The sequence below is a fragment of the Nocardia sp. NBC_01329 genome (genome assembly GCF_035956715.1).
Taxonomy (GTDB): domain Bacteria; phylum Actinomycetota; class Actinomycetes; order Mycobacteriales; family Mycobacteriaceae; genus Nocardia.
On record NZ_CP108381.1, the window covers coordinates 825,813 to 851,157 of the forward strand.

The window sequence follows — 25,345 nt, forward strand, 5'->3', positions numbered from 1 at the left end:
CGGGCAGTCGTGGCTGTGCCCCGGCCGGGTCCTCCGGCCGGGGCACAGCTGTGTTCGTCGTGCAGTCCGCTCGATCGCTCGCATATAATATCGATCCTATATAGGATCGATATTATGCCGCTGTACGAGATCGAGGTGGAGCCCGAAGTGGCCGATTGGCTGCGGTCGCTGACGGATCGTGATTTCGGTCGCGTCGACACATACGTGGGCATGCTCGCCGAGCATGCGGAAACTCTGGGAGAACCGTGGTCTCGGAATCTCGGAGAGAAGGTCCGCGAGCTCCGTTTCCACTTGCATCCAAGGGAAATGCGAGTTACATACTGGCTCGCGCCGGCGCGCCGGGTCATTTTGTTGACAGTGTTCCGCAAAACGCGGATGCGAGAATCCGCCGAGATCGAGCGGGCAAAGCTTTTGCGTAAGGTTTGCGAAGCGGAACACGACCATGCCCGATCCAGTTTCGATAGAGAGGTGAACAGCGATGGCTGAGCACGGGGCCATGGACGAGTTGCGGCGGGAGCGGGCAGCGCGTGCCGATTTCAATAGAGCGGAATACGAGGCCGGTCGCGAAGAGGCCCGGCTCGCAATAGAGTTCGCCACCACAATTCGAGAGCGCCGCTTGGAGCTCGGGCTCACCCAGACCGAGGTGGCCGAGCGTGCGGGATTGCACCAGCCGGATGTCTCGCGGCTCGAATCCGGGGGCGGGACCCCGACCATCGGTATGTTGGAGCGTTTGGCGTACGCACTGGAACTCCGGTTCGTCGCCAGATTCGAAAAGCCGGAGGCAGCCTGAAGGTGCGCACAACGCCCGGGCTCGCGTTGTGAGAACACAGCCGTGCTCCGGCCGGGGGTACAGCTGTGTTCTCAGAGTCCGACGGTCTCGTCGAGGAATCCCCGTACCGCGGGCGCCAGCGCCGCGGTCAGGTCGTCGATGGTGTCGACCTGCTCGGTGAGGACGCCGGTGTGGAGACGCCCGTTCGGCAGGATCGCGGCGATCTCCTCGGCGAACCGTGCGGGGTGACGGTGGTCGATTCCGGGGATCACCAGGGTCGGTACCGTCAGCGCCGCGAGGTCGGCGGGCGTGCGGAATGCGCGATCACGGCCGATGGCGGCCGCGGCCGCGATACTGGCCGGGTCGCTGCGTCCGATCGCGTCCCGGACCAATGTCCCGATCGCCGGTGCGAGCTCCGGCAGGACCGGCGCCCAGGCCGCCTCTATTCCGTGGGTGCGTACGGTCTCGGCGAAGGCGTCCAGGAAGGCGGTCTCGGCTTGTTTGGCCGCGTCGTCCTCGATGTCCTCCAAGCTGATGAGGATCGCGGCGTCGAAGCGATCCGGGTACGCGATCGCCGCCCGGGCGGTGATGGTCGATCCGATTCCCATCCCGGCCAGCACCACCCGTTCCGCGCCGAGATGATCCAGCAGTGCCGTCACGTCCTCGACATAACGGGACCAGGTGTGGGCGGCCGGGTCCGGGCACCGCGACTGTCCGTACCCGCGAATATCCGGGAGCACTGTGCGGTAGGAATCGGCCAGCCGATCCGCGAGCGGGAGCAGACTGCGATGGTCCGGCCCGCCGCCGTGCAGGAGCACCATCGTCGGTCCGTCGCCTCGGGCTTCCGCGCGCAGCGGATGGCCGTCGTGGCCCAGATAGGTGAACATGAGAACCTCCGAATGATCTGTGCTCCGATGCGGCCGTGCGGCCGACGGTTGTCCGGTCAGCGGTCGGTGCTGTCGGGAGGGGGCAACAGGAAGGCGAGCGCCGCGGCCACTGCCGGGACGAAGCACAGTGCGGTCAGTGCGGCCTGCGGTCCGTGGTGATCGGCGAGCCGACCCAGAAGTGGCATGAACAGGCCGCCCGCGCTCACCGCGATTCCGAGGGTGACACCCGCGGCGGTGCCGGGGCGGGCCGGGAGGTAATCCTGCCCCAGTTTCACCAGAACCGCGAAGGGCATATTGGCGGCCACACCGGCCAGAGTCACCAGTATCAGGGCGAGGCGCGGGTCCTCGACCAGCCGTAATCCGATCAATGCCGGAATCGCGACGAGACTGCCGAGCCGTACGGTGGACCGCATACCGATCCGGTCCGCGATGCGCCCACCGGCCAAGGTGCCCGCCACCCCACCGATCAGGAACGCGGTGAGCGCCACCCCGCCCATGACGTGGCCGGCCCCCAAATACCCGATCCAGTAGAGCGCGATGAAAGTGTTCATTCCGAGAAACAGGATCGAGCGGATGACCGAGACCACTGTGAGCAGGAGGAACGGGCCCCACCGATCGCGACCGGTGGTGAGACCGGTCGGCGTGCCGTGATCGGTGTGCCGCGACTGATGCCGCCACAGGACGAACGCCATGAGTACCGCGGGCGGGACGAAGAACGCAGTGGCGCCGACACCCCACGACGAGAGCAGGGGGGTGGCCAGGGCGGGTGCGAGAAAGAAGCCGACGCTCCCGCCCGCCGCGAAGTAACTCATGGCGACGGTGCTGTCCGCGGCGGCGAGGCGGGCATCGCGGCCGGCGGCGGGATGGAAGGCGGCGATACCGATTCCGGAGATCAGGATCAGCAGCCACACCATCGGGTAGGCGGGTGCCAGGCCCGCGAGTCCGGCCCCGGCGCCGGCCACCAGCAGCCCGGCCGGGGCCAGCCACAGCAGCCGGCGGCGGTCGACGAGGACTCCGAGCAGCGGCTGGGGCAGCGAACTGCCCAGTGCGGCCGCCAGGGCGAGACCGGACGCCGCGACATAGCTGTAGCCGCGTTCGAGGACGAAGAAAGGGATGCTCGCGGGCACCAGGCCCTGATAGAAATCGTCCACCGCGTGCGCGAACACCCAGTGCCGCATGCGGTTCCACATCGTGCCCGGGTCGGTGGCGGCGGCGGGGGTCGTTGTCGGGGTGTCCACGGACGGAACCTCCTGGTCGTCGTTCGACGATCAGCGTATGAATTCCCGGCGGTCACTTCTTCCGATAATATGCCGAGATATGTCGATAACCAGCCATACGATTCCCACTCCTACCCGGGTGCGGGATCTGCAGGGCGGATCACATATCGATACCCACCGCCATCCCGACCATCAGCTGATCTACTGCAGCGGCGGGGCCGCGGAGGTCCGCACCGACGACGGGACCTGGATCGCGCCCCCGGATCGGGCCATCTGGATTCCGGCGGGCCACCGGCACGAACATCATTTCTTCGGCCCGACCCGATTCCACTGCATCGCGTTTCCACTCGAAGAGCGCGGTGATCGCGCGGCGCCGGCGGTTCTCGCGACCTCCGCGCTGGTCCGTGAACTGATCATCACCTGCTCCGCGCCGGATGATCTGCCCGCGGGGGAGCTCGGTCGATTGCGGCAGGTCCTGCTCGATCAGCTGGACCGGATGCCGCGCGAGCACCTGCCGCTGCCCGTCGCGCGCGACGAACGTCTCCGCGACGTGTGCGCGCTCGTCGAGCGGGATCTGGAGACCACCTGGACGCTGGCCGCACTCGGCCGGCGGGTGGGTGCCGGGGAACGGACTCTCACCCGATTGTTCCGCACCGAGTTCGCCATGACCTACCCGCAGTGGCGCACCCATCTCCGCCTGCACCGAGCGGTGCGCATGCTGGCCGAGGGGTATTCCGTGACCGCGGTCGCCGGTCGCTGTGGCTGGGCCTCACCCAGCGCCTTCATCGATGTCTACCGGCATGCCCTCGGGCACACCCCTGGTAGCTCACGGCGCGGGCGGATTCCGGAGTCGTGGGCCGGCGGCGAGGTGATGGTGTCGGATCGCGGGGATGCTTCCGTTCCTGATCGTGGAAACGTGCGTGCTTCTTATTCGGTCTATTCCAAATAGATTGCCGCAGAGCTGTTTCCGATTCATGATCGATTGCGGAAGCGGATGTCATCGGCGCGAGAATTGGCTATGCTGTGCGCGCCGACAGCCGGTGGTATTCGTCGGCGAGAAATGGGGAGCTGTGCACGGCCGCAGGGGGTTCGGCCCATTGCCGGACAGTCGAATCGTATCGACGGTGTTCGCCCGGGTAGCCGGATCCGGTGCCGCGGGAGGTGAATTCGACTGTCCGCTACTGGTGTCCGTGGCGGGCCTGGTGGACGCGCATCGACGCTTGGCTGCGGCCCGTCCGAGCTGGGAAGATGTGGTGGTGACCTGGTCGCCTGATGAGCTCGGCTCGGATCGGCCGGAATTGGATCCGGCCGAGGATCCGTTCATCGAGATCTGGGAAGACGTCCAACGGCATATTCTCGCCATAGATCTGGAAGCCCATCGCGTACTCGGCGAACCCGATATCGGTGCGATGGAACATTACGAGGGGCTGGGCGCGGTTTTCGGTCGTATGGCACATCTGTACACGATTTCCTTCGACCGGTTCGTATTGGACGGGCCACAGGCTCCGAATCGCCGCCAATTGGCCCGCGCCTACATATCCTACGAGGCCCTCGCGCGTGAACTCGTCTGCGGGAAGAGGCGGCTGCCCCCGTTGTCCGGCCGCCCGCGCGCCGACGATATCGGGGGGTGACCGTTCGATCGAACGGGGCCTCCGGCAGCCCCGGCGGACTGGGACCTGGTCCGGCGGATACGCGGATGGTCCGCGAGCTCGCCGAAATGGCCGTTCGGTGCTCCCGCTCGTGGGGTGTGATCTGCTCGAAACAGGGGAGGCGGGATGATGCGTCCGGAAGAGTCGGCGCGGCCCGAATGGCGCAGTACCGGCAATCCGCGATTCCCGTTGGCCGCCGAGGTGGACGGGCACTGGTGGGTGTTGCGCGCCAACCCTTTTCCCGATCACTGTCTGTGGACACTGTTCATCGATGGGGTCGCTCGCTACGACATCGAGCGGGTGCCGGCCGGTTGGGGCCGGCTCGCGCCGTGGTCGGCACCGGGGCTGGATCCGGCTGTCGCGGAATCGGCTCTCGCTCCGATTCGGCATCTGGGGGTCTACGGCAGTGAGGTCGGCCGGCCCTGCGACGATCCGTTCTGCTGCGGTTGACGCCGAGACCGGCGAGTAGCGCCGCTGGACATCACGGTCAGGCGCAGTGCAGCCCTTCGAGGAGCGAGTCGAGGATGGGGGTGCGTCTGGTGTCGGCCCGCAGGACGGCGGAGACCGGGATACGGAGGCGGTGGTCGACCAGCGGAAGCGCCGCGATGCCTTCGGTGGAGCTGTTGGCGTAGAGGACTGTCCAGGCGTCGGGGTGGTTGATCAACTCCATGGTCGCGGTGTGGTCCGGTGGAATGGGCGGGCCGAAGGTGGGGCCGGTGGGGAGGTCGGCGAACGCGGTCCGGATGACGTTGTGTAGGAGGAACTGCTCGGACTCCGGCGGCAGGAGTAGCGGGTATGCGCTGAGCTCGGCGAGGGTCACATCGGTGCGACCGGCCAGCGGATGCGTGGGGGCGGTGGCGAGGGTGAGGTCTTCCACCCATAGCTGCTCGACCATCAGGCCGGCCTGCTGCACGCTGCCGCGGATCAACGCCAGATCGCAATCGCCGTCCGCGACGGCGGCGACGCGCTGGCGGAAGGGTTTGATGACGAATTCGATCTCCGCGCCCGGATGCTGGTCGCGGGCACCGGCGATGGCCGACAGCGATCGGGTGGCGAACGACATATTCGCGGCGAGCCGGATCCGGGGACCGGTGGTGCGGATCGAGGCGCGGATGGCCGATTCCAGACCTAGCATCTGCTTGGCCAGCGGTAGTAATCTTGTGCTCGCGTCGGTGGGGACGACCGATCGGGTCGAACGCTCGAAGAGTTGCACGCCCAGGTCGTGCTCGAGCCGGGCGATCTGATGGCTGATCGCCGACTGTGAGATGAAGCACCGGACGGCCGCGCGGCTGAAGCTGAGCTCCTCGCACACTGCGACGTAGTACGTGAGCTGGCGTAGTTCCACCGCGATCTCCATTCATGATCAGATCAGATAAGAGTCATCTCAATTATGCGCCCTGAACCCTGAAATATCTCCCTTACGGATGACGGTTCCTAATGAGTGAAGGAGGCTGTCATGCACAAGGTCAGTGAAATCGGCGCCGGTGTGGAATACGCGGATGTCGTGATCATCGGTTCGGGGTTCGGCGGACTCGCCGCGGCCAAACAATTGGCCAAGGCGGGAGTGGATTATGTCCTGATCTCGAGCACGCCGGAACACCTGTTCCAGCCGCTGCTGTATCAGGTCGCCACCGGGGTGTTGGCGTCCGCCGAGATCGCACCCCCGATCGCGAACATCCTGCGCCGGCACAAGGAGGCGGATGTCCGCCAGGGTGAGGTCACCGCGATCGAGCCCGACGCCGCCGTCCTGACCTACCGCACCGGTGCCGAGACCCGGCAGATCCGCTACGGATCGTTGATCGCGGCCACCGGCGCGAGCCAGTCGTATTTCGGACGCGACGACTTCGCCGACAAGACCTATTCGCTCAAAACCATCGACGACGCGAAGCTGCTGCGGGCCCAGATCGAGCGAGTCTTCCGCGAAGCGGGCAAGGCCGACGAGGAAACCCGCCGCCGGCTGCTCTCGTTCGTGGTCGTCGGCGCGGGGGCCACCGGTGTGGAGGTCGCGGGCCAGCTGAAAGAACTGGCCAAGCGGTACTACCACGAGGAAGTCTCGGTGACCCTGGTCGAGGGCGCCGGCGCTGTTCTACCGCCGTTCGGTGGCGGGCTATCGGAGTATGCGAAGAAAACGCTGACCCGCAGCGGAGTCGACGTCCTGCTCGGCACCTTCGTCACCGATATCGAGGACGGGCAGGTCACGGTCAAGGACAAAGACGGCAGCCAGCGGCAGATCGAGGCCGAGACCATCGTATGGTCGGCGGGTGTGCAGGCCGGCGGTTTCGCGAAGCTGCTGGCCGCGGCCACCGGCTGTGAAACCGATCGCGCCGGGCGCCTGCTCATCAATCCCGATCTCACCGTGGGCGGCTATGCCGATATCTACGCGATCGGCGATATGACCTCGCTCAACGGCTACCCCGGCCAGTCGCCCGTAGCGATGCAGGAGGGCCGGCACGCAGCCGACATCATCAGCCGCGATACGCACCCGGGAACCCCGTTCGTGTACTGGGACAAGGGCAGCATGGCGGTGATCAGCCGGTTCAGCGCGGTGACCAAGCTGAACGACAAGGTCACCTTCCGCGGTGTGTTCGCTTGGTTCATCTGGCTGGCCGTGCACCTGTTCTACCTGGTGGGCTTCCGGAACCGGTTCGCCGCGGTCCTGTCGTGGCTGGTGGCCTTCATCGGCACCGGGCGGCCCGGGTTCCAGGAAGTGGACCGCCAGCATCTGGAACGGGTGCGCGAACCCGAACGATTCGTCGCCTGACGGGTCCGGGTGGGCCGGCCCTATCGACAGAGTGGGCAGGTCCGCGGCGCAGGCAGAAGTCGGCGTAGCACGTGGGCGGGCCCGGTCGAGCGGGGTCCGCCCACGGCGTATGCCCGGGCGGCGGCGAATGCCAGGTTGCGGCCGGCCCGATTCCGGTGCCGTTTCCGGTGTTTCCGCGAACGCGCGGAGGCCGCCCGGTGAACGTCTGGTGTGACCTACGTCTCGTTAACCGAACCGGCATGCCCGCGACACGCCACGGACGCCCCGGCGCAGTGTCGGACTGGCCTGCTTGGCGTTATGGCTATTACGTCCGTGCTGACGGCTCCGGCTCGACCGGCCGCCGGCGAGGATCACCGGTCCCGATACACCCTCATCGTTTCCTCCGACACCGACCATCGCATCGCGGCGCAGCGGTTGCGGTACAACGTATTCGCCGGCGAACCGGGGTTCTCGATCCCCGACGACGGTACGGGCCTGGACGCGGACAGGTTCGACGAGCACTGCGACCACCTGCTGGTCCGCGACGAGGCCACGGGCGAGTTCGTCGGTTGCTACCGGATGTTGCCGCCGGACAAGGTCGCCGGGGCCGGTGGGTACTACACAGCCACCGAATTCGATCTCGCGAACCTCGGTCCGGGAGATATGCGGGTCGTGGAGATGGGGCGCGCGTGCGTGGTCCCCGACCATCGCAACGGCTCGGTCCTCACTCTCATGTGGGCCGGAATCCTGCACTACATCCAGCTCACCGGCTACGACCGGGTGATGGGATGCGCGTCGGTGCCCATGCAGAACACCCCCGCCGAACCGGCCGGAGTCAATGTTCGCGGGGTGCGTGACCTTCTGCTCGGTAGACATGCCTGCGCGCCGGACAAGCGGGTGCGCCCGTACCGGCCCGTCGTGGTCGACGGTGTGGTGCTGGACGATCTGCCCGCCCCCGCCCGCCCGAAACTGCCGCCGCTGCTCAACGGCTATCTGCGGCTCGGCGCCGAGATCTGCGGAGAGCCCGCGCACGATCCGGATTTCGCCGTCGCCGATTTCGTGGTGTTGCTGGGGCTCGACACCATCAACACCCGCTATCTGGATCGGTTACGCGGCGCCGCCGCGAATTTCGACGGCGGGCGGTGATGTGATGGAGATCGCCACCCGACCGGTGCAGCGAGCACCCGCCGTTGTGGCGGACTCGCCGGCCCCGCATTCCTGGATGCCGGTGAGTCCCTGCGGGACCGGCTGTGTGCGGCAACGTCCCGAGATCGGTGTCGTGCGGGCCGGGCTCCGGGCGGTCGGCGCGATATCGGTGCTGCTCGGCTATCCCTTCGTCCATATCGTCACACCGGCGTCCCGGCGCTCCGGGGTGCAGCGGCGGTTCGCGCGGACTCTGCTGCGTGCCTGCGGTATCCGGTTGCGGGTGGTGGACCGGCGAGCGGGGACCGCGGCGATCGGGCCGAGGTACGCCGAACCGGGCGCCGGGGTGCTGGTCGCCTGTGGGCATATCGGGTGGACGGATATCGTCGTGCTCGCCGCGGTGCAGCCGCTCGCGTTCGTGGCGCGGGCGGATCTGATCGAATGGCCGCTGCTCGGGAAACTCGCGCGGGTGATGCGGGTCGTCCCGATCGAACGAGAACGGCTGCGCCGACTGCCGAATGTGGTGGCGCAGGTCGGGCGACGGCTCGCCGCCGGCGAACGGATCGGATTCTTCCCGGAGGGCACCACCTGGTGTGGTCGTGCCTACGGGACGCTGCGGCCCGCGCTGTTCCAGGCCGCGGTGGATACCGCCACCCCGGTGCAGCCGGTCCGGCTGCGATACCTGGATGTGCACGGCAACCGGTCCACTGTCCCGGGTTTCGTCGGTGACGACACGCTCATCGATTCGATCGTGCGGGTGCTGCGCGCCCGGAATCTGACCGCCGAGATCGTCCTCGCTCCGGTCGAACAGGCCGGTACCGATCGCAAGGATCTGGCGCGCCGTTGTGAGCGGGCGGTGCGGGCGGAGGAGCTCTCGGATGCCGCGCACGCGGTGCTCGCCGCCGCGGGCCGGCAGTTGACGGAAGCGGCGGTCGCGACGGGCTGACAGCAGTGGTTTACGGCCGGGTCCACCGAGCGGACCCGGCCGTTCTGCTGTTGAATATCGACTCGCTCATGTATGTGCCGTTATCTGACGGCTACTTGTTTGCCGTATCAGCGAGCGCTGCCGGTCCCGGGAAGGGGCGGGATCCCCGGCAGTGCGAAGGGCAGCTGAGGGAACACCGGCAACTGGACTTGGGGAAACAGGCTCGGCGGGGGTGGCGGGATGTACGGGTTGGGCACGTTCCAGTTCGGGGGCGCACCCGCGCCCCCGCCGCCACGCGGGCTCTCGCGGTCCCAATCGGCGGGCTGGTCGTAGTCGCGGCCCCGGCCGCCGGGTGAATCGCGGTCGGGATACTGGTTGCCGCCGCTGTTGAGGTGATCATCCCAGCCGTCGTAATCCTGCCGGTGGTGGTCCTTGTAGCCGTAGTGGCCGTTGTCGTCCCAGCCGAAATCGCCGTCGTTACCCCAGCCGTTCCCGGCCTGGTGGTCGTTGTCATCCCAGCCGTTGTCATCCCAGCCGAAGCTATCGCCGAAGCTGTCGCTGGAATCGGGGGAATCGCTGACCTGGACCGCGTCGGCGGGGCCGGCGAGGGCGGGGCCGGCGGTGACCGCCAGTGGGGCGAGGGTGATGACTGCGAGCGCGGCGATCCGCGCCGCGAGACGGCGGGCGCGCTGTTCGTGGTTTCGGTTCATCGGTGGGTCCTCACTCGGTCACACCCCCGGGGCGGTTATTCCGGGGCGCTCGCACTGTTTGGAGTGCTTTATTGATACGTCACTCACCGTACCGCTGAATAACGGCACGTTCAATAGGTAGGTGTCAAGCGGGGTGATCGGCGCAGCGGGGCGAGCTCGAGGTGGCACAGACTCGAGGTGACACAGAGGTGACACAATGGATGTGTCGAGGTCGCGGCGCGGATTCCCACCGGGAGCACACAAGCGGCGGTAGATACGACTACGGTGGTGACGAACACCGTCGAGCAGCCGTTCGGCTGCCGAATCCGACAGGATCTCTTTCGAACTGCCGCAGTCCCTCGCCGCCGAGTCGGTGGGAAGCTCCACTCGGCAGTCCGCGCGGAGTGGCCCCGGGTTCGGATGGGTATCCCCGTATTGCCCGGACCGCCGGTCGGTCCGACCGCGCGGGACCGCGCATCTCGACACTGCTTGCCGCGACTTTCACCGGCAGCGCACACCGAAGATCGGAGCACGAATATGCACGACGACAACCCTGGACTGTTCAGCCACATCCCCGCTGAGCCCGAGCCGTACTCGATATCGGCCGATGCGCCGCAACCGGTATTCCTGACCGCCACGCCCGAACCGGACGCCTCCTCGACACCCGACGCCGGCGCCAGATAGCGATGCCCGGCCGGGCACAGGACCTCGGCTACGCGGCGGGCTGGCGTCTTGTCCGTGCTCTGCCGAACCGGTGGGCGGTTCGCCTGTTCGATGCCGGAGCCGACCGGGTCGTCCGACGCGACGGCGGGCCCCGCCGGTTACGCCGTAATCTCGCCCGGGTGATCGGGGTCCCGCCCGAGGAAGTTCCAGAGGAACTGATGCGGGCGAGTCTGCGCTCCTACGCCAGGTATTGGCGGGAGGCGTTCCGGCTGCCCTCGATGGATCCGCGAGAGCTCGCCGACACCATCGAAGCCTCGGCCACCGGCCTGAACCGTATCCGCGACGCCTACGCCGCGGGCCGCGGTGTGGTGATCGCGCTGCCGCACAGCGGCAACTGGGACCTGGCCGGAGTCTGGCTCGTGCAGCGGGTGGGTACGCCCACCGTGGTCGCCGAGCGACTCCGGCCCGAGTCGCTGTTCCGTCGCTTCGTGCGCTTCCGAGAGGGCTTGGGGTTCGAGATCATCCCGCTCACCGGAGCCGAAACACCACCGTTCGATCAGCTCACAGCCCGCCTGCGCAACGGCGGGCTGGTCTGTCTGCTCGGCGAGCGTGATCTCTCCGGACGTGGCGTGGCGGTCACGTTCTTCGGTGAACCGGCACAGATGCCGGCCGGCCCGGCCCGGCTGGCCATCGACACAGGCGCACCCCTGCTGCCGGTGCACTGCTGGTTCACCCCGACCGGGTGGGGTTTCTCGGTCGGCGACCCGATCGATACCTCCCACGGGGTCCGGGAAGCCACCCAGGCCCTGGCCGACAGCTTCGCGGCGGGTATCGCCGCCCATCCCGCTGATTGGCATATGTTGCAGCGCCTCTGGCCGGATGGATGACCGCCGCAGCGCGACGCGGGTGTCGACCTGCGCACCGGTGTCTCGGTGCACGCGCTCGACGGTGACGCCGATAGGCAGGTGTGCTGGGCTCGGGTCCGCTGCGGGGAATGAATCGAATCAGCGCTGACCGCGTGACGATCCGCTCGTAGTGGCCACCGCGGTCGGTAGTGCGGCAGTGCTCGTGGCCGTCGTCGAGACATCGGGTATCAGCCAGTTCTTCGGGTGCACGCCGCTGGGTCCGGTGGCCTGGGCCGGTGTGCTCACGGCGGTCACCGCCGCCACCGCGATGGTCGTGCTCTCCCCAGCGTGGTTCACCCGGCGCACCGAGCAACTGATTGCCCGTGTCGAACTGTTGCCCTCCACCCCTCCGGGCGCGATCATCGATCATGTTCACGCCCGCTGTCAGGCTCCTTCGGCGTCCGCCGGGGCGGCCCGGAACTGTTAGTTCTCGACGACGAGAGGATCGTGTTCCATGCCTTCACCCGGTAAAGCGAACAGCACCGGCCGGACCGCAGCGACCGGCACGGGCGAATCGGCCCGCAAGAAGCCCGCCGGGCCCCGGCAGAGACCGGACGGGCAGCCAACCACCGAGACCGTACCCGCGGCCACGTTGGCGTTGCCTTTCCTCGACGCCAGGGTCGCTATCCCCGGTCAGGGCATCACGATGAAAGCGGGGCCGGTCGAGCTGTCCCTGCCCACCCGCTATCTCTACTACGGTGGTCTCGGTGCGCTCGCTGTGGTGGGAGCGGTCGAATGGCCAATCGCCGGTGCCCTCGCGGCGACCGGGTTGATCGTCGGCCGCCTGCGCAGATCCGCCTCCGAGCCCGAGGCTGTGGGCGTCACTGCGGCCGCGACGTAGCGAGGCCCGCGAGACTCACCGGTAGCACGCCGACGCAGCAGGTGGAGCTACCGTTGCGCACAAACTTCGCAGCCCACGGGAAACTGTCCTGGGCGGCTATCGCACGGCTGCGATTGCCCGGTCATGGTGGTCCTCCCGAGGTTTGCCACCAGCACGCCGCAGTATCCACTCCGAGCGGTAGCACCGGCCCGCCGGACTCCCGGAGTCTCGGGAATGGATGATTGCGTTGTTGGCCCGTCGATAGCGTGAGCGACCTATGGCGTCGGCGGGTAGGGACTCTCTGCTCAAATTCTCCTGGCGGGCCTACCAGCGTGCGGCGACGGTTACCGGAGGAGATTGCGCCAGAATTCGTGGCGGACCGCGTCCCACAATCGGGCCAGTTCCGGATGGAGTTCTCGCGCTGATGCGAGGTCGGGATAGTTCCCGGCGTCGAAGCGTAGGACACAGGAGGAGTCCGACGCGCTTTCCACGCCCCTGATCGTCACCTGGTGGTGTTGAGCCACATGCCACATCGCATGTAATCCGTCGACTTCTGTCCGGTGCAGATCAACCCTCATCGAGGCACCTGTGCCCCGGATCGGTTCGGTCTGTCGAGCCGCGGCCGGCCTCCGGATTCACTGGGCGGAGGAGGGGCTGTTCGCGTCGGCGATCCGGCACGAAGACGGACCCGGCCGCGAGGGCAGTGCAGGTTGTTGCACACAAGGCGCTCCTTCTCCGATCGTTACGTGCTCCGAAGATGTCAGGACGAGTGGTCCATCGATGAAGCTATTACATCTAATTCCATAGTTCAAGGGGTTTTCGCTGCTTGGTGCAGGTTGCGTGTCCCTAAACCTATTTGTTCATGGTTCAAGTCTTCCGGTCTAAAATGGGTGTCCGTACTCTCACCCGAGGAGCTGCGTTGTCGCTGTCCCAGCAGGAAAGCGCCGGCCTGTCCGCGCTCAGCGCCGTGCTCTCACCGCTCGAGGGCGGTGGGCCGAGAACCGATGCCGTGGTAGCGCGGCTATCGGCTGCCGTCGGACTCGGAGTCATGACCGATGGTCAGCGATTGCCGAACGAGACCGATCTGGCCGACCAGTTGGGTGTATCGACGATGACCCTCCGGGAAGCGTTGGCCGTGCTCCGGGAACAGGGAGTCGTCCGTACCACGCGGGGGCGCGGCGGCGGCAGTTTCATCTGTGCCTCGGCAGAGGCGTTCGAACACACTTCGCTGGTCCGGCTTCGGCGGGTGAGTTCGGCGGAATTGCGAGACCTCGGCGATGTGCAGTTCGCGGTCTCGGGCGCGGTCGCAGTGTTCGCCGCTCGCCGCGGCCTACAAGCCGACATCGCACGACTGCGCAGCCTGGCGGACAGGTTGCGGGCGAGCGCGGAACCGGCCGGCGCGCGACGGGTCGACAGCCGTTTCCACATCGAGATGGCGGTGACCGCGCAATCGACCCGGCTGACGCGCTCCCAGGTGGGCCTGCAGACCGAGCTGTCGGGACTGCTGTGGCTGCCGCAGCTGCGGCTGGACCCGGTCGCGGAGGCCGGCGACCAGCGGCGCCTGGTGGACGCCATCGAGAGAGAAGACGACATTCGGGCACGCGAACTGGCAGAATCGAATGCGGAATCCCGTATCCGCCGCCTCGTCGCCCTACGGCTGGAGCTCGATGATCGATGAGTGGCCCCGATAATTTCCTCGCCCCTAAAAGTATCGAATCGCTCGCTCGGGTAGTAGCCGAGTTCGCCGATGAGATCTACCTGTCTCTGACAACCATCGGGACCGCGTTGCGGGATCTGTGGAACGACCTCACCGATGAGCGACGGCCTGCCGTCCGGTCCGCCGACCTCGCGTCGCTTCGTGAGATGATCGTCGCGGAACTCGGGGTGCGCGGAGAGCTGTTCGATGGGACCGGGGTGATCATGGCCGACGGCGTGCTTGCCGACCGCCCCCTATTCCTTGAATGGTGGCTGTCCGATGCGGTGCGCGGACCGCAACGCCACATGCTGGAATTGAACCCTCAGAGCGAGTATTTCTACGACTACACCCTCTTGGACTGGTACGTAATTCCACGTGATCGCCGGCGACGTTGGGTAGAAGGACCCCGCATCGATTTCGCGTGCTCCGACCAGTACGTGTGCACGTTCACGATCCCGGTCGAGTCCGTACCGGGCGAATTTCTCGGAGTCGCCGGCGCCGATGTTCCGGTCGCCGCGATGGAGAAGGCCCTGCTTCCGGCGTTTCGGGCCTCGAACCCGCGGGCCACCTTGGTCAACAGTGAAGGTCGCGTGATCTTGGGTGTCGATCCGGAGTTTCCACCGGGATCCAGGATCGGTCGTGGTGATCGGTCCGACGGAGTGCCCGTCGATGCGCTCCCGTGGTCGCTGTTACCGCAGAGAGGCTCGGCGCGGCGTTCGTAACGGGTCCGGAGGTTCGAACCGAGGCGAACTATGAACATGCGGCAGCCAACGACAGGTCTTCGGCGCCATGTCCGTGGCGAAATTTCCGGCTCGCGACCGGGCGGTGCCGGTTCGAGGATCCTGGTGGTGGAGGAGTCCCCTTCAACTGCCGAGATGATGGTCCTCGTCCTGACAGGTATCGGGTTCGATGTTGTTCATTGCGCCAACGGTTACGCGGCGGTAGAGATCGCGCAGCACTGGAGTCCCGGCCTGGTGCTGCTCGAATCGAGGCTGCCGGATCTGTCCGGTGCGGAAGTGTGCCGACTGTTGCGGAATCCGGTTGCGGTGCCGGTGATGATCGTGTCGACCGAAACCGACCCCGGCGAGATCGCCACGGTCATGGCGGCCGGTGCCTGCGGTTACCTGCGCAAACCGTTCCGATGCAGTGAACTTCTGAACCGCGTCTTCACAGAACTCGGGATCGGCCCGTAATACCGGGCCCCGGCGGGCGGCGGCGCGGATGGTGTGGTCGCAACAGTCGTGGGCGGCGGTGAGTCCGGCGTCGGTGTCGGGGCGGCGCACCGCGCTGGCGGGACGGCTCGGCGAGCAGAAGGTCGACCAGTTCGGCCACATCCTGGAAGACGGTGCTTCGGCCGCGGGGCCCGCCGCCGCTCGGGCCACAGGTGCGGAACGCCCGGCCCGCAGCGGCATGGAACTCACTGAACTGGCACGGCTCCGGCGCGACACCAGGGACCACGCGGAGCGGGTCGAGCCCGAACTCGACGAATACCTCGATACTTCTCCCGATATCGAGCCTCCGGCCCGGTTCCCGCCTTCATCGCGCCCCCGGGTAGGGCACATCGAACATGGGATGAGGGGCGACCTGCGGATGACTCCGTCGAGTGGACGAAGGTTCCGGTGGTGCAGCCTGGTCCGGGCGGTTCCACGGCGAGTAGCATCGGGCACCGCGGCCAGGTGTCGCGGTAAGTGGAATACGCCGAGGACGGACGGTGGGTGCGCGGTGGCCGAGGACATCGGTAGCGCCGTCGGGGATGTCGACGATGAGACGCCGACAATGAGTTGCCCACCGGAGAGTTCGAAATCGGTGGCCGTCGCCGAGTTCGAGCGACAGCGGTCACGGATATTCGGGCTGGCGTACCGGATGCTCGGGTCTGCCACGGACGCCGAAGATATCGTTCAAGACGCTTTTCTGCGATGGCACGGCACCGAACCCGGCATGGTCCAGGATCCGGCTGCATGGTTGGTGAAGGTCACCACCAACCTGTGCTGGAACCGTCTGGGTTCGGCGGCCAGTCGGCGTGAACGGTATGTCGGGCAGTGGTTGCCGGAACCGGTGATGACCCCCGACAGCGCGCTGGGCCCCTTGGAAGCGGTCGAGCAGCGCGACACCGTTTCGCTGGGCTTTCTCGTGCTCGCCGAGCGGCTCACGCCGCAGGAGCGTGCAGTGTTCGTGCTGCGTGAGGCCTTCGGGTACAGCCATCGTGAGGTGGCCGAGTTGATCGAGCTGTCGCCGGCGAACTGCCGCCAGTTGCACAGTCGTGCGCGCAAGAGGGTTGCTGCCGCCGACCTGTCACTGGAGATGGCCGACTCCTCCGGCACCAGGGCCCTGGTCGAGCGGTTCCTCGACGCCGCCCGCAGCGGTGACCTCGCGGGTCTGGAGCGCATGCTGGCCGACGATGTCATATCGGTGGCCGACGGCGGTGGCGCCTCGGCTGTCGCCCGGCTGCCGGTACGTGGCGCCGACAAGGTGGCCCGGTACTTGGCCACCGCCACGCGCCGGTACGGCGAGGGTCTCACCCTCGCGGTGCGGGAAGTGAACGGCATGCCCGCGGTGTTGGCCCGGAATGGGTCGATGCTGGTCGGAGTGTTGGTCCCAGAGATCGTGGACGGTCGGATCAGCTGTATCCGGATCGTCGCCAACCCGGACAAGCTTCGGTTCCTCGGTGCGCAGGCCGATCGGCTGTCACATTCGGGGGAGCTGTCCGGTTCCTGGTAGTGCAAGGCGCGTCGGCCACTACGGAGGAACAGATGACAAAACGGATACTGGTCACCGGCGGTACCGGTCGGCTCGGGCGGGTGCTGGTGCCACAGTTGCTCGACGTGGGCCATGAAGTGCGGGTATTGACCCATTCGGAACGTGAGTCGGCGGCGCACCACTGGGTGGTCGGCGACCTGCGCACCGGCAGCGGGCTGGCCGACGCGGTCGATGGTATCGATCTGGTCATCCATTTGGCCACGACCAACGGGCGCGGTGATGTGACCGCGACCCGTGCCCTGATCGAGGCCGCCCAGGCGTCGGGCCGGCCGCACCTGGTGTACCTGTCGATCGTCGGTATCGACGACCACGCGCTCGGCTATTACCGCGCGAAAGCAGAGTGCGAAGCCCTGATCCAGCGGTCCGGGCTGCCGTGGACCATCCTGCGGACAACTCAATTCCACGATCTGATCGCCGAGATCTGCGACGCCCAGCGGGCATTGCCGTTCACCGCGATGCCGTCGAAGGTGTACTTCCAGCCGATCGATGTCACCGAGGTGGCCGGTCGGCTGGTCGCGATCACGGAGGGTCCCGCGAGGCAACGCATTCCGGATCTGGGCGGTCCGCAGATACGTGCGGCCACCGACCTGGCCCGTACGTACCTGCGGGCCGTCGGCCGCCGCAGGCCGGTGTGGGCGGTACCTTTGCCCGGCAAGGCAATCCGGGACTTCCGTGCGGGCCTGCAGCTCACGCCGGAACGGGCGGACGGGCGGATCACCTTCGAAGAATTTCTCGCCGAGCGCGGCGAGCGGGAAGGGGTCCGGTGATGTACGGGTGGCTTCGTGCGGGCCTGGGGTTCCTCACCGCGACTCAGCTGGGCGTCGGCGTGTGGGCGCTGTTCTTCCCGGCGAGCTTCTTCGCGCTCGAAGTGGTCGGTATGGGCATGGCCTACAACGAACATCTGATGCGTGACTACGGCGCGATGACGCTGGCCAGCTTCGTGGTCCTGGGCGCGGCCACAATCCGCATGAGTCCCTGGCTGACCCGCACCGCTCTGGTCATGTACTCGGTCTGGGCCGTTCCGCACTTCCTCATCCATGTGGCCATGGTCGGTCACCTCGCGCCCCGGACCGCGGCGATACTGCTCGCGCTGCTCGGTCTCGCGGTCCTGCTGTCGGCAGGTCTGCTCGTGCTCGCATTTCGGACCGTGTCGCCCTCGCGGACGTGACGTGGTGTCGGCCGGCCCGGCTCGGACCGCGGAGATTCAGCAGTTGGGAGACCTCGGGGCGAGGCAGCGTAGTAGCTGTCGGGCGCCCGGCTCAGCGCGGGCGTGCCACGTTCTGGGGGAACTGCCCCTCTACGTTGCCGGCTGGGTTGTAGAGACCGACGACGACCGTCCAGCCGCCCTCCGAGGCGTAACCGATACCGAGTCGGGTACTGGCCTTCCACACCAACTGCGTGAAATGACCCGTTGTCATGCCGAACCCGGGCTTGTCGAAGTCGTAGTTCTTGATCTCGTCGTACCACATCTTCGTGCCCATCTCGACAAAGGGGACAGCGTCCCAGCTGCCCTCTCCCCCGACGAGGTTCTCCCCGGCTCCGTTCTTGTGGGGGCAGCTGTGATCGATCGCTCGCTTGGCGGCGTAGTACTTCGCGCATTGCTGGGCCCGGTTGTTCAGGTCCTGGGTCGAGGTCATTGCCGGGGAACCGTGCTCGGCCCGGTATCGGTTGTGCAGGGTGAGCCCGGTCTGCGCGTAATCGCTCTGTCCGGCGGCGGGGCCGCCGCCGGTGACGAGCGCGGCCAGCATCACCGTCGCAATAACCGATACCAACCGACCGACACGCACGACGACCTCCCGAAACAGAGCAGGACACAACAGAAAAGAACCACACGGACCTCGAAACCCCACAGATCGTGAGTGTTTCGGGATCAGGTGAGCATACTCGAGTTTCGCTGGCCGAAGCAGCCCCGGAGACGCTGGTCCCCCGCACCACCACCGGCGCCTGGATCGGTTTTGTCACCTCGCGATCCCCACCGGAGATCGGCGCGGCTACGTCGAAACCCGCCAGTGGTGTCCCGCCGGCGCCTCGGCGCGGGGAACCGTGAGGGCGGCCGCCCCTCGATGAGGATGCCCGGTGGGGCATCGATCACAGTTTCGCGGCACTGGGGCCGGATTCCGCCGGTACATCGCGTGGGGGAGAGGATATGTCCGGCACCGAGTTCCCTACCGGGCATGGATCTGGGAATGTCGGTGGTGCCTGCACGGTTGTGAATCGCGTGCAAATCGTAGAAAAATCGTAGAAAGCGGGGGTAGACCCCACGGATGTGCAGGTCAACGGTGGGATAGGCTTTGTCGGTCATGAAGTCGGCACAGCGTTTCCGCAGGTCCCCGACGTCGCCCAATATTTCCCATGATTTCCCTGTTTGCGCAGTTAGATGGCACTTTGTGGGTCCCGACGCTGTTCCTTCGTGCCCCTGACTTCCCATCCTGACCCGTGTGAAATTTGTAGAAAATTTGTAGCGCCGCGCACCGGGCAACAGGCGGAACCGGCGGGGCGCCCAGGGGGTGCTGTCCGGGCGGGTCAAATTTCCAACCGGCTGGGCGCGACTTGGCGGTCGTTCGTCACAGGTACCGGTACTCGGTTGGACACGCAAAGCAAGGTCAACCGGGAAAACGCCTTGGTCATGGTGGATTCGTGTCCGATCTGACGATTGCGACGATCGAGTGGGCTGGCTGACCGCGCGTGCCGCGGTCTCGCCAGGCAGAAGCCCGGCGTGATCGGTGGAGTGAAGCGGCGCGTGCACCGACGACGCGGTCGCGGCCCGGATTTTCGACCGGGAGGCGTGCGGCAGGGGCGGAGGGGACTACGATGGTGAGGACACCGTCGAGCAGCTGATCGGCTGCCGAACCCGACAGGACCTCTTTCGAACTGCCGCAGTCCCGCTACCTCCAGGCGATGGGTTGCTCCACTCGGCAGTCCGGCGCGGAGCGGCCTCGGGTTCGGATGGTATCCCCGGAAGGCCCGGACCGCTGGCCGGTCAGACCGCCACGGGACGCGCATCTCGACCCTGCCTGCCGCGCGACTTCCACCGGCAGCGCACACCGAAGATCGGAGCACGAACATGTACGACGACAATGCTGGACTGTTCAGTCACGTCCCGGCCGAACCCGAGCCATACTCGATGCCGGCCGATGCTCCGCAACCGGTGTTCCTGACCGCGGTGCCCGAGCCGGACGCCGCCACCCGCCCGGCCGCCGGTTCCAGGTAGGCCGTTTCCAGTTAGGGTCGGCGCGCTTCTGGTTCGGCAGCCGGCGCTGGATCGGTAGGCATCACACCAGCACTACTCGCGGCGACCGGCCAGAACAGCCGCCAACTCGAGCCCAACCCGCCGTGAGCTCCTGCGCATCGCCACAACCCCCAGATCGCACTGCTGTCGGCCGGACTTCACAAGATGGCCAGCATGAGGTATGGGCGCGCCGCACCGGAATGGGTGTGTGGGGGTCAGGGGTTCGAGTCCCCTTAGCTCCACCTGAAACCCCAGGTCAGGCCCGGTCTAGTACCGGGCCTGACCTGTTTTATTTTGACCAACCCCCCGTTTACCCCCCGGTTTGGTCCCGAAATGGTGTTGACGATGGTTCTGCCGTCGTCCTGCCAGTGAAGCAGTGCGACCTGATCCGGGTGTATTTCCGAGGCCGGGGGTCATTGTGGCAGGTCGGGTAGGTCCGGCAGTCTGTAGTGCGCCTTCGTACCAGGCGTGTACAGCCAGCCAGAGATAGGGCGGTCGTCCTTCCACGGGTTCCATCTCCTGGGCCTTGTGGATCAGGTACTGCAGCATCCGGTTGTCCCGAAGCGGGAACGGGTAAGGGAAGGCGCTGCCGGGTGTGTTGATACTGTCGGCCCGGTCATCGGGGTGCCCGTTGGCGATAATTTGGGTCGACTGGCGGGTTATGTACTCCGCCGGAATCTGTGCTGGTTAGTCCGGTTCCATGGCTTGTCCCGGGTCGTTGTGGGCGGCCTGGTGGTGTGATCAGTGTGCCATGCCGAGGCGGTTCTGCTGCTGCGATTGAGCTGTAAGTGTTGTCGAGATCGTCCCCACCGCCGACGCGCTTCGTATCGGCCGTCGGGCAGTTGCCGGGTACAGGGTGCGTCGGCGGTGCTGGGCGTCAGTGCCGGGTTCGATATATAAGCTGCCTGCGCCCGCCCGGCGCAATGAGCACATGTCAGAACAGCAGCAGCTGGTCGGTGTCCGGAACCTTCTGCCGGTTGACCCGATGAATATGAGCCCGATCGCCTGTGATCGCTGACGCGGCTCGCGAACTGTTCGATGGTGTTGCTGGATCGTGTAGAGGAGCGGCAGGTCGCCTGGTTGCTGGTGGCTGGTAGTTGCCGATCTGGAGCGCCGGTGGGCAGCTCGGGATTTCTCCAGGAGCAGTGTCTGGCGAGAGCGTGTGGCTGCAGTTGACGCAGGTGAGCGGTTGCCGAACATTCCGGATTCGCCGGAATTGAGGGGCGTCGGTGTATGCCGGGAGATGGCCGTTCTTCACAAACCTGTTCTGGAGCCGGACCCAGCGCAAGTGAGCGAGCGCCTCAGGGTCGGCGATGGGTGGGCGCCCAGTAATGCCCACCACCACCACATTCGGGACGGGACTGGAGGTCCGGGAGGGATCAATGTGCACCGGGTCGGTCGCGGGAGTGGGATGATGGTGCTGGTTGAGGCGATGGCGTCGACGTGTTCGCAGGAGTTCACGTTCGTGGTGTAGCGCGTCTGTCAATGACTGGTGCAGCTGGCTGGGGATCGCGAGACCGCGCGGGGTCAAGGTGAGATCGTCTAGTCGGCACGGGTGCGCGAGCAACTCGTCGTAGACGCACGGCGGCAGGTGCGGTACCCGGTGGGTGGGATTATCCTCGGTCGGCGGTTCTGGCCATAGGGTTCGGTGCGGTGCTCCGACCATCACGGAAGCGGACCGCTGGGCGGGGTCCAATGTCCACAGGTGTTGACGGCTGTCGGGATCGCTGAGCACGATCCAGTGCGGACGGCTGGTGGGATGCCAGAACCAGACATCGACGACTCCGTTGCGTCGGTAGTCGTGATGTCTTTGGCTCCACTCCGCATCGGTCAGCGGCCCCCCTTGGACTTCGAGAGCTACTTCCCGGCGGTCGGCGAATACGACGCGGACATCGGCGCGGCGTTCTCGGCGGGGCAACCACACCTCGGTATCGGCTTCGACCACCCCCGGCTGACGGAGAGCCCACTCGGCCAGCACTGCCTTGCCGGTCAGATGCCACAGCGTCTCAGGATGATGCCGGCCGCCGACGGGCGCGAACCCGGGTGGATGGGCGAAGTGCGGTCGGCGCTGCCCGCCCACGCGGGCGCGGACCACCACGGGCACTTCTTTGCCGAACTCGGTGAAACAGGCCGCGCATACCAGCGACCTGTCACCGACGAGGCTTTTGCGCCTGAAGTCGTGTACGTGCGGGTCGGCGGGATCTGTCGGCGCGCAGACGTACTGCCCGCACGAGAGATCGAGCGCGACGGTGAGCTGGTCGGAGAAACCCACTCGGACACCCCTGTCGAATAGACGATGAGCCCTCCGGCAGACGCGGGAAGGCTACGCAGGGCCGCTCTATTCGAGAAAGAAGGGGTTCGGCTGAGTTCAGTTCAAGGAGCCTGGAACGGCTGAAGTATCTGTATGGGTATGGGCGCCGAGTGGGTGTGAAGGTTTGAGTGGGTGCTGTGCGGCCTGGCTCCAGGTTACGGCGGTGCGAGGCGTCTGTCGAGAAAAACTGTTGTGCAACATCTTCGACAACTTTCCATCTGACAACACCGCCGCGGAGCTCGCAACCCTGATCGAGGATCACGTAGCCCTGTGGGGCCGACCCAAACATCGACTGCTCATCAAGCCCCACTTCTCGCCCTCGGCCATCGTCACCGGGCGGGGCGAAGCTGGCCGCCATGGGTGCAGGGTGCCGGAGGGAGCGCGCTTTCGAGGCTGGGGTGCGGAAGTTGGCGGATGAGTCAGGATATCGGGCGCAGGGTAGGACTTGAATCCCTCAGTGCGGCAGATTTACCGATTCGGTGTGTTCGATCACATCGAACGGTAGACGATATTGATCGAGAGGATCAAGCGCTGGTTTTCTGTGGCGCACGATGGTTGTTGATCCTAGTGTTGGTTCTGTCGGCCACTTCTGGCGTGTGGTGAGGTTCCCCCGCTTTCCCTTGGAGGGCTCTGAGCATGGTCCGGTAGGACCAGGAAGGAGCCCCGCGTGGCAGCACCGAAGAAATACCCGGACGAGCTGAAGGCCCGAGCAGTCCGACTGTATCTGGAGTCGGACCCGAAACCGACGATCCGCAAACTCGCCCAGCAGTTGGGCGTGCATCACGAGGCCTTGCGGAATTGGATCCGCCAAGCCGACACCAGTGGCCAGCGATCGGAACCAGCATCGACCGATCTGGCCGAGGAGAACAAGCGGCTGCGTAAACAGGTCGCCGAGTTGGAGCGGGTCAACGACATTCTGCGGTCGGCGAGTGCGTATTTCGCCTCGGAGCTCGGCCAGACCCGGAGGTGATCGTGCGGTTCGTCAAGGACAGCCGGCACCCGGTCGAGCTCGTATTGCGGGTGCTCGGGATCGCCTCGTCGACCTACTACTGGTGGTGCAAACGCCTCGACGTGCCTTCGGCTCGGCAGATCGCCGACGAAGCCTTGCTGGCTGAGATCGTCGATATCCATACCAGCTCCGCCGGCACCCATGGTTCTCCGCGAGTGCATGCGATGCTTGCCCGCCGCGGTGTCTCGGTGGGCCGCAAAAGGGTGGAGCGGGTGATGCGTGGCGCCGGGTTGCAGGGCGCTTTCCTGCGGAAACGGTGGCGCATCGCCTCGACACGAACCGATCCGCGGGCGGCGCCGGCACCGGATCTGGTCGAGCAGTCTTCACCGCGGATCGGCCGAATCGGCTGTGGGTGGCTGACGCGACCAGGATCCCCTGTGGTCAGGGCACGTTCTGGCTGGCAGCGGTGCGGGACGCATTCTCCAACCGGATCGTGGGCTGGAAAACCTCAGACCGCTGCGACACCGAACTGGTGCTGGGTGCACTCGAGTTCGCAGTCTGGAGCCGCGACATCCGCGATGGCGAACTGATACACCACAGCGACAGGGGGCTCGACCTACACAGCGATCCGGTTCGCTAACCGGCTGGCCGACAACGGGATCGCCCAGTCGATGGGCTCGGTCGGCGACAGCTACGACAATGCGCTGATGGAGAACTTCTTCTCCACATTGAAGACCGAACTGGTCTATCGCCGAGCCTGGCGGACCCGGGACGAGGCCGAGAACGCCCTGTTCGCATACATCGATGGCTGGTACAACAGCCAGCGCATCCAGAAGAAGCTGGGTTGGCGATCACCGGACGAGTTCGAAGCGAGCTACCATCACCCGGTTCCGGCTAGTGCCTCGTCAAGCAACGTTGGATAGGTAATCGGGGCGCCGGATTGTGGAGTTGACGGCGAAGTCTCGTTTGGGTCGGGCGTGCTGGTTGTGCCAGCGGATGTAGGCGCCGATCGCGGCGTCTTGTTCGTTGTGGCTGTGGTGGTCGGTGCCGTTGAGGGCGAAGTACCGCAACGCGGCGAGTTCCGATTCGATCCAGTTCAGCCAGGACGAATAGGTCGGCAGGAACACCAACTCCACGTTGTTGGCCGCGGCCCAGTCCCGAACTTCGGCCCGTTTGTGCGGGGAGAAGTTGTCGGCGATGACGTACAGCTTCTCGCCGGGCCAGCGGGCCCGCAGTGTTTTCAGGAAGGCCAGAAACTCGATCCATCGTTTGCGGTCCCGGATCCGGTAGTGAATACGGCCGGTGGCCAGGTCCAACGCCCCGAGTAGATGCCGCACTCCGTGGTCGCGGTGGTAGGTCGCCCGCAGCCGGCGCGGCTTGCGGGCCGGGAACCAGCCGCGCCCGGGGCGGGGTTGCAGGTTCAACGGCCCGAACTCGTCGACACAGATCACTCGCCCGTCGGCGGGTGGGTGGTCGTAGAGGTCCAGGATGCGGTTCATCTTGGTGGTGAAGTCGGGGTCGGTGCCTGCTTTCCAGGTCTTGGTGGCCTGCCAGGACACGCCCTGCTCGCGCAGGATCGTGCGTAAGGTTTCGCGGCTGATATCAGCGATTTTGCTGGTGGCCAGCATGTCTCGGAGTTTCGACAGGCTCCACGTCGAGAACGGATAGCCGAGGTCGCGGGGGCAGCACCGGGCGATGCAGGCGATACGTTCACGCGTCGCCCGATCGGTCTTCGGCGGTCTGCCCCCGCTCCATTTTGGGTCCAATGCTTCGAACCCCCGTTCGTTGAAGTCGTGGATCACTTGCCGCACATAGGCTTCCGAGACCTGCATCAGCCTCGCTATCGCCGGAACGGGTTGATGTTGCGCTGAGGCCATCACCACGATCGCGCGTCGGGTCCTGATCGGCTGTTTGCTGGTTTTGGTGATCTTCTGCAGTCGGCGTCCCTCTTCCGGGGACACCTCCCGCACGAATACTTCTGGTTTCCGGGCCATCG

At 66.2% G+C, this 25,345-nt stretch carries 27 protein-coding genes and 3 pseudogenes; 22 read left to right on the forward strand and 8 right to left on the reverse strand.

All coding sequences use genetic code 11. The features are described from left to right. Positions 1–114 precede the first annotated feature (114 nt). Both OG405_RS03865 and OG405_RS03870 read left to right on the forward strand, forming a co-directional pair. Complete coding sequence (locus OG405_RS03865; RefSeq protein WP_327150267.1) at positions 115–486, forward strand: type II toxin-antitoxin system RelE/ParE family toxin; 372 nt, start codon at positions 115–117, stop codon at positions 484–486. Then, entirely contained in the window at positions 479–790 is a 312-nt protein-coding gene (locus OG405_RS03870; RefSeq protein ID WP_327150268.1) for a helix-turn-helix domain-containing protein, read from the forward strand. Before OG405_RS03865 ends, OG405_RS03870 begins: the two co-directional genes overlap by 8 nt. Positions 791–861: 71 nt before the next feature. On the opposite strand, the gene OG405_RS03875 is transcribed toward OG405_RS03870, so the two are convergent. Next, positions 862–1,656 (reverse strand): alpha/beta fold hydrolase, encoded by a 795-nt coding sequence (locus OG405_RS03875; RefSeq protein ID WP_327150269.1) that lies wholly within the window; start codon positions 1,654–1,656, stop codon positions 862–864. Between the two features lie 56 nt (positions 1,657–1,712). Beyond that, a complete protein-coding gene (locus tag OG405_RS03880) occupies positions 1,713–2,834 on the reverse strand; it encodes an MFS transporter (protein WP_442790720.1) in 1,122 nt (373 codons plus the stop codon). 139 nt (positions 2,835–2,973) lie between these two features. Between OG405_RS03880 and OG405_RS03885 the strand changes: the two are divergent. The 3 genes and pseudogenes from OG405_RS03885 to OG405_RS03895 form a co-directional block, all read left to right on the forward strand. Beyond that, positions 2,974–3,699, forward strand: a pseudogene (locus tag OG405_RS03885) (AraC family transcriptional regulator); the annotation flags it as partial. Between the two features lie 298 nt (positions 3,700–3,997). Continuing rightward, the gene (locus OG405_RS03890; RefSeq protein ID WP_327150270.1) at positions 3,998–4,504 is read left to right on the forward strand and encodes a hypothetical protein; all 507 of its coding nucleotides are present in this window, start codon (positions 3,998–4,000) and stop codon (positions 4,502–4,504) included. A 144-nt stretch (positions 4,505–4,648) separates the two neighbouring features. After that, on the forward strand, positions 4,649–4,972 hold the full coding sequence (locus tag OG405_RS03895) for a hypothetical protein (RefSeq protein WP_327150271.1): 324 nt from the start codon (positions 4,649–4,651) through the stop codon (positions 4,970–4,972). Positions 4,973–5,009: 37 nt separating this feature from the next. Here the strand turns inward: OG405_RS03895 and OG405_RS03900 are convergent, their stop codons facing one another. Further along, positions 5,010–5,867, reverse strand: a complete 858-nt coding sequence (locus OG405_RS03900; RefSeq protein ID WP_327150272.1) for a LysR family transcriptional regulator — start codon at positions 5,865–5,867, stop codon at positions 5,010–5,012. Between the two features lie 111 nt (positions 5,868–5,978). Between OG405_RS03900 and OG405_RS03905 the strand changes: the two genes are divergently transcribed. From OG405_RS03905 to OG405_RS03915, 3 genes are all read left to right on the forward strand, one after another. After that, on the forward strand, positions 5,979–7,283 hold the full coding sequence (locus tag OG405_RS03905) for an NAD(P)/FAD-dependent oxidoreductase (RefSeq protein WP_327150273.1): 1,305 nt from the start codon (positions 5,979–5,981) through the stop codon (positions 7,281–7,283). A gap of 297 nt (positions 7,284–7,580) precedes the next feature. After that, positions 7,581–8,408, forward strand: a complete 828-nt coding sequence (locus OG405_RS03910; protein ID WP_327150274.1) for a GNAT family N-acetyltransferase — start codon at positions 7,581–7,583, stop codon at positions 8,406–8,408. 4 nt (positions 8,409–8,412) lie between these two features. Then, a complete protein-coding gene (locus OG405_RS03915; RefSeq protein WP_327150275.1) occupies positions 8,413–9,351 on the forward strand; it encodes a lysophospholipid acyltransferase family protein in 939 nt (312 codons plus the stop codon). A gap of 107 nt (positions 9,352–9,458) precedes the next feature. On the opposite strand, the gene OG405_RS03920 is transcribed toward OG405_RS03915, so the two are convergent. Next, the gene (locus OG405_RS03920; protein WP_327150276.1) at positions 9,459–10,040 is read right to left on the reverse strand and encodes a hypothetical protein; all 582 of its coding nucleotides are present in this window, start codon (positions 10,038–10,040) and stop codon (positions 9,459–9,461) included. A gap of 516 nt (positions 10,041–10,556) precedes the next feature. Here OG405_RS03920 and OG405_RS03925 point away from each other — a divergent pair. From OG405_RS03925 to OG405_RS03940, 4 genes and pseudogenes are all read left to right on the forward strand, one after another. Beyond that, a complete protein-coding gene (locus OG405_RS03925; protein WP_327150277.1) occupies positions 10,557–10,703 on the forward strand; it encodes a hypothetical protein in 147 nt (48 codons plus the stop codon). Then, entirely contained in the window at positions 10,700–11,569 is an 870-nt protein-coding gene (locus OG405_RS03930) for a phosphatidylinositol mannoside acyltransferase (RefSeq protein WP_327152193.1), read from the forward strand. The genes OG405_RS03925 and OG405_RS03930 overlap by 4 nt, the downstream gene beginning before the upstream one ends. 130 nt (positions 11,570–11,699) lie before the next feature. After that, positions 11,700–11,888, forward strand: a pseudogene (locus tag OG405_RS29105) (hypothetical protein); the annotation flags it as partial. 153 nt (positions 11,889–12,041) lie between these two features. Continuing rightward, positions 12,042–12,428 (forward strand): hypothetical protein, encoded by a 387-nt coding sequence (locus tag OG405_RS03940; RefSeq protein WP_327150279.1) that lies wholly within the window; start codon positions 12,042–12,044, stop codon positions 12,426–12,428. Between the two features lie 323 nt (positions 12,429–12,751). Here OG405_RS03940 and OG405_RS03945 read toward each other — a convergent pair whose 3' ends face one another. Then, the gene (locus OG405_RS03945) at positions 12,752–12,985 is read right to left on the reverse strand and encodes a hypothetical protein (protein ID WP_327150280.1); all 234 of its coding nucleotides are present in this window, start codon (positions 12,983–12,985) and stop codon (positions 12,752–12,754) included. A gap of 341 nt (positions 12,986–13,326) precedes the next feature. Here OG405_RS03945 and OG405_RS03950 point away from each other — a divergent pair, with 341 nt between their 5' ends. From OG405_RS03950 to OG405_RS03975, 6 genes are all read left to right on the forward strand, one after another. Continuing rightward, positions 13,327–14,085, forward strand: coding sequence for a FadR/GntR family transcriptional regulator (locus OG405_RS03950; protein WP_327150281.1), 759 nt, complete (start codon positions 13,327–13,329; stop codon positions 14,083–14,085). Then, a complete protein-coding gene (locus OG405_RS03955; protein WP_327150282.1) occupies positions 14,082–14,825 on the forward strand; it encodes a hypothetical protein in 744 nt (247 codons plus the stop codon). Before OG405_RS03950 ends, OG405_RS03955 begins: the two co-directional genes overlap by 4 nt. 123 nt (positions 14,826–14,948) lie before the next feature. Further along, the gene (locus OG405_RS03960) at positions 14,949–15,296 is read left to right on the forward strand and encodes a response regulator transcription factor (protein WP_327150283.1); all 348 of its coding nucleotides are present in this window, start codon (positions 14,949–14,951) and stop codon (positions 15,294–15,296) included. A gap of 28 nt (positions 15,297–15,324) precedes the next feature. After that, positions 15,325–16,821: an RNA polymerase sigma-70 factor gene (locus tag OG405_RS03965; protein ID WP_327150284.1), complete on the forward strand. Its 1,497-nt coding sequence runs from the start codon at positions 15,325–15,327 to the stop codon at positions 16,819–16,821. Between the two features lie 32 nt (positions 16,822–16,853). Continuing rightward, positions 16,854–17,627, forward strand: a complete 774-nt coding sequence (locus OG405_RS03970; RefSeq protein WP_327150285.1) for an SDR family oxidoreductase — start codon at positions 16,854–16,856, stop codon at positions 17,625–17,627. Beyond that, positions 17,627–18,028: a hypothetical protein gene (locus tag OG405_RS03975; protein WP_327150286.1), complete on the forward strand. Its 402-nt coding sequence runs from the start codon at positions 17,627–17,629 to the stop codon at positions 18,026–18,028. Before OG405_RS03970 ends, OG405_RS03975 begins: the two co-directional genes overlap by 1 nt. Positions 18,029–18,119: 91 nt before the next feature. Here the strand turns inward: OG405_RS03975 and OG405_RS03980 are convergent, their stop codons facing one another. Together OG405_RS03980 and OG405_RS03985 are read right to left on the reverse strand one after the other, a co-directional pair. Beyond that, positions 18,120–18,647: a CAP family protein gene (locus OG405_RS03980; protein WP_327150287.1), complete on the reverse strand. Its 528-nt coding sequence runs from the start codon at positions 18,645–18,647 to the stop codon at positions 18,120–18,122. Positions 18,648–21,023: 2,376 nt separating this feature from the next. Beyond that, the gene (locus OG405_RS03985; protein ID WP_327150288.1) at positions 21,024–22,361 is read right to left on the reverse strand and encodes a competence protein CoiA family protein; all 1,338 of its coding nucleotides are present in this window, start codon (positions 22,359–22,361) and stop codon (positions 21,024–21,026) included. 706 nt (positions 22,362–23,067) lie between these two features. Here OG405_RS03985 and OG405_RS03990 point away from each other — a divergent pair. The 4 genes and pseudogenes from OG405_RS03990 to OG405_RS04000 all read left to right on the forward strand — a co-directional run bounded on the left by OG405_RS03990 (position 23,068) and on the right by OG405_RS04000 (position 24,272). Further along, positions 23,068–23,370, forward strand: a complete 303-nt coding sequence (locus OG405_RS03990; RefSeq protein WP_327150289.1) for a transposase — start codon at positions 23,068–23,070, stop codon at positions 23,368–23,370. Between the two features lie 101 nt (positions 23,371–23,471). Further along, positions 23,472–23,606: pseudogene (locus tag OG405_RS29110) on the forward strand (IS3 family transposase); the annotation flags it as partial. Positions 23,607–23,665: 59 nt separating this feature from the next. Next, positions 23,666–23,989, forward strand: coding sequence for a DDE-type integrase/transposase/recombinase (locus tag OG405_RS03995; protein ID WP_327150290.1), 324 nt, complete (start codon positions 23,666–23,668; stop codon positions 23,987–23,989). Between the two features lie 31 nt (positions 23,990–24,020). Further along, positions 24,021–24,272, forward strand: coding sequence for an IS3 family transposase (locus OG405_RS04000; RefSeq protein ID WP_327150291.1), 252 nt, complete (start codon positions 24,021–24,023; stop codon positions 24,270–24,272). On the opposite strand, the gene OG405_RS04005 is transcribed toward OG405_RS04000, so the two are convergent. Then, a complete protein-coding gene (locus OG405_RS04005; protein WP_327150292.1) occupies positions 24,255–25,343 on the reverse strand; it encodes an IS630 family transposase in 1,089 nt (362 codons plus the stop codon). The two genes, OG405_RS04000 and OG405_RS04005, sit on opposite strands and share 18 nt — an antisense overlap. Positions 25,344–25,345 lie beyond the last annotated feature (2 nt).